2 protein-coding genes are annotated in these 2,966 nt (G+C 62.3%); both read right to left on the bottom strand.

All coding sequences use genetic code 11. From position 1 onward, the window contains the following. Positions 1-143 precede the first annotated feature (143 nt). A complete protein-coding gene (locus tag HU720_RS23810; RefSeq protein WP_186523600.1) occupies positions 144-1,709 on the bottom strand; it encodes an iron ABC transporter permease in 1,566 nt (521 codons plus the stop codon). Next, positions 1,709-2,722: an extracellular solute-binding protein gene (locus HU720_RS23805; protein ID WP_186523599.1), complete on the bottom strand. Its 1,014-nt coding sequence runs from the start codon at positions 2,720-2,722 to the stop codon at positions 1,709-1,711. The genes HU720_RS23810 and HU720_RS23805 overlap by 1 nt, the downstream gene beginning before the upstream one ends. Positions 2,723-2,966 lie beyond the last annotated feature (244 nt).

Raw genomic sequence — 2,966 nt, 5'->3', positions numbered from 1 at the left:
TCGCCACAAGGGAGCTCGCCACAAGGAGATATGTCTAGTGGGAACAGGCTTGTACAAAACCATAGAATCTCCCACAGAGACCGCGCACAGTCGCAATATTGAGGCCTTATCCAGACCCTGTGGGAGCTGGCGGCCGGTATGGCCTACGCCCGGTTCAGATACATCCGCGTCGTCAGCAGATACACCGGCAACCCCGACACCACAATCAACAGCGCCGCATAAGGTGCTGCTGCGGCAAACTCGACGTTGGCGGTATGCGCCCACACCTCGGTGGCCAAGGTGGTCATGCCTGTCGGGCTGAGCAGCAAGGTTGCGGTCAGCTCCTTCATGGCATCCAGAAACACCAGGGCGAATGCCGCCGCCATGGCCGGGAAGATAATCGGCAGGGTCACGCGGCAAAACGCTGTGAAACTGCTCGCGCCCAAGGTCCGTGCTGCCTCTTCAAGGGTCGGTGAGGCCTTGTTCAGCGCCGTGCGCACCGGCGACTGGGCCAGCGGCAGGAACAGCAGGGCGTACGCCAGAATCAGCAGCGCGGTGGTCTGGTACAGCGCCGGCACATAGTGCAGGGCGAAGAACACCAGCGTCAGCGCGATCACCAGCCCCGGCAGGGCATGCAGCAAATACGGCAGGCGTTCGGCCCAGATCGCCAGGCGGCCCTTGTAGCGCACCACCAGGAAACTGATCGGCAGCGCCAGCAGCACACAGAACCCTGCGCCACCCAGCGAAACCGATAACGAAGTCACCAGCGCCTTGCTGATTGCCGCCACCGGGAAGGCTGCGGACGAGCCGACGCTAAGCCAGTAGCCGAGCATGGCCAGCGGAATGCCGCTGCCCAGTATCGCCAGGCCCAGGCAGAAAAGCTGCGCCAGCGGCGTCCAGCCGCGCAGGCGCACGGGCTGCGCACGGCGCGCCACACCTTGGCCAATGCGTACATGGCGAGCCTTGCCACGCACGCGCAGTTCCAGCCACAGCATGATCAAGCACAGCGCCAGTAGTACCGCCGACAGCATGGCGGCGTTGGCGTTGCTGAATTCCAGTTCGAACTGCTGGTAGATCGCCGTGGTGAACGTCTGCAGGCCAAGGATCGACAGCGCGCCGAACTCCACCAGCATGTGCAGGGCAATCAGCAATGCACCGGCCAGCATCGACGGCCACAGCAGCGGCAGGGTGATTTTGACGAACACGCCCCAGCGGCTACAGCCCAACGTACGCGCCGACTCCTCGAGCGAGGTGTCGAGGTTGCGCAGTGTCGCCGCCACAGGCAGAAACACCAGCGGGTATTTCGACAGCGCCATGACCAGAATCGCCCCGCCGAGGCCTTCGAAGTCCGAACTCAGCGACACCCAGGTGAAGCTGCTGACGAACGACGGCACGGCAAATGGCAGGCACAGCACCACGCCCCACAGGCGACGGCCCGGCAGGTTGCTGCGTTCGAGCAGCCAGGCCAAGGCCATGCCGACCACCATGCACACCAGTGTCACCCCGGCCATGAGCATCAGCGTGTTGCGCATCAGCCCCCAGACGAACGGGCGCCATAGCAGGTGCAGCGCCTCGCGCCAGCCGGCTTCCCAGGCCTTGAGGCCTACGTACAGCAGTGGCAGCAAGCTCATTGCCACCAGGAACAGCACGGGCAGCACCACCCATACAGAAGGGCGCTTGCGGCCCGGCACGAAGCGTACCGGGGGCGGCGTGGACAGGGCGGCGGTCATCAGAGCAGGCCAACCTCGCGCTCAAGCTCGATGGCTTCTTCGGCATTGCCAAGGTCGGCGGGGGAGATTTTCGGCGGGCGCAGCTCATCGAACGGCTTCAGGCCACGGTCGGAGACCATGCCTTTATGCAGCGGGTATTCAGCGGTGGTCTGGGTGATCACGCGCTGGCCTTCTTCGCTGGCCATCCAGTTGAGCAGGGCCTGGGCTTCTTTCGGGTGTTTGCTGGCTTTTACCGCAGCTGCGCCGGAAATGGTCACCAGGTTGCCGGCATCGCCATCGGCCAGGTAGTACAGCTTGGAGTCAAGCTTGCCGCGCTCGCGCTCCAGGGCGTACCAGTAATAATTGTTCACCAGCACCGCAGCGACTTCACCTTTTTCTACGGCTTTGAGGGCAACCATGTTGTTGGTGTAGGTCTTGCCGAAGGCTTTAAGGCCGGTCAGCCATTCTTCGGTGGCTTCACGCCCGTGCATCTTGAGGATGGCTACAGCCTGCTCCTGGAATGCACCGCTGGTCGGAACGTAGCCGACGCGGCCGTCCCATTCTGGGCTGGCGAAGTCCATGACCGAGGTCGGCAGGTCTTTCTCGTCGATCTTCTTCGGGTTGAACACCACCACGCGGGTGCGGGCAGTGACGCCCATCCAAGTGCCGTTGGCGCCGACATACTCTTTAGGCAGCATGTTCAGCGTGGCATCGTCGATCTTGGCCAGCAGGCCCAGTTCGCCGAGGTTGTTCAGCGGCGGGGATTCTTCGGTATAGATGATGTCAGCCGGCGAGCGGTCGCCTTCCTCGATGATCTGGCTGGCCAGCTGGTTGCTGCTGCCTTTGCGAATATTGATGCGGATGCCGGTCTTGGCCTCGTAGGCCTTGGCGATGGCTTCGCCGATTTCCTTGTGCTGACCGTTGTACATGGTCAGGCTGGCCGGTGCGTCTGCCAGGGCGGCCGGAGCGCCAATCACCAGGCTCAGGACGGCAGCGGCCAGGGTGCGCATCAGCGGTTGCGGACGGATCGTCATGCGGGTACTTCCTCGCTTACGGCTACATATTCAGAAACAATGGTAAACGAAATCGTTTCTCAAGTGGCCGCATGACGGGAAATTCATGGCCAGCGGCCAGGGCAGGGCGGTGGTTGCATAAATCGCAGGCAAGAAAAAACCCACTAGCAAGCTAGTGGGTTTTTGTATGGTGCCCAGGAGAAGACTCGAACTTCCACGACCGTTAAGTCACTGATACCTGAAACCAGCGCGTCTACCAATTCCG

It is taken from the genome of Pseudomonas sp. SWRI51 (genome assembly GCF_014268825.1).
Classification (GTDB): Bacteria; Pseudomonadota; Gammaproteobacteria; order Pseudomonadales; family Pseudomonadaceae; genus Aquipseudomonas; species Aquipseudomonas farsensis.
This window is presented reverse-complemented; position numbering and strand designations above follow the sequence as displayed.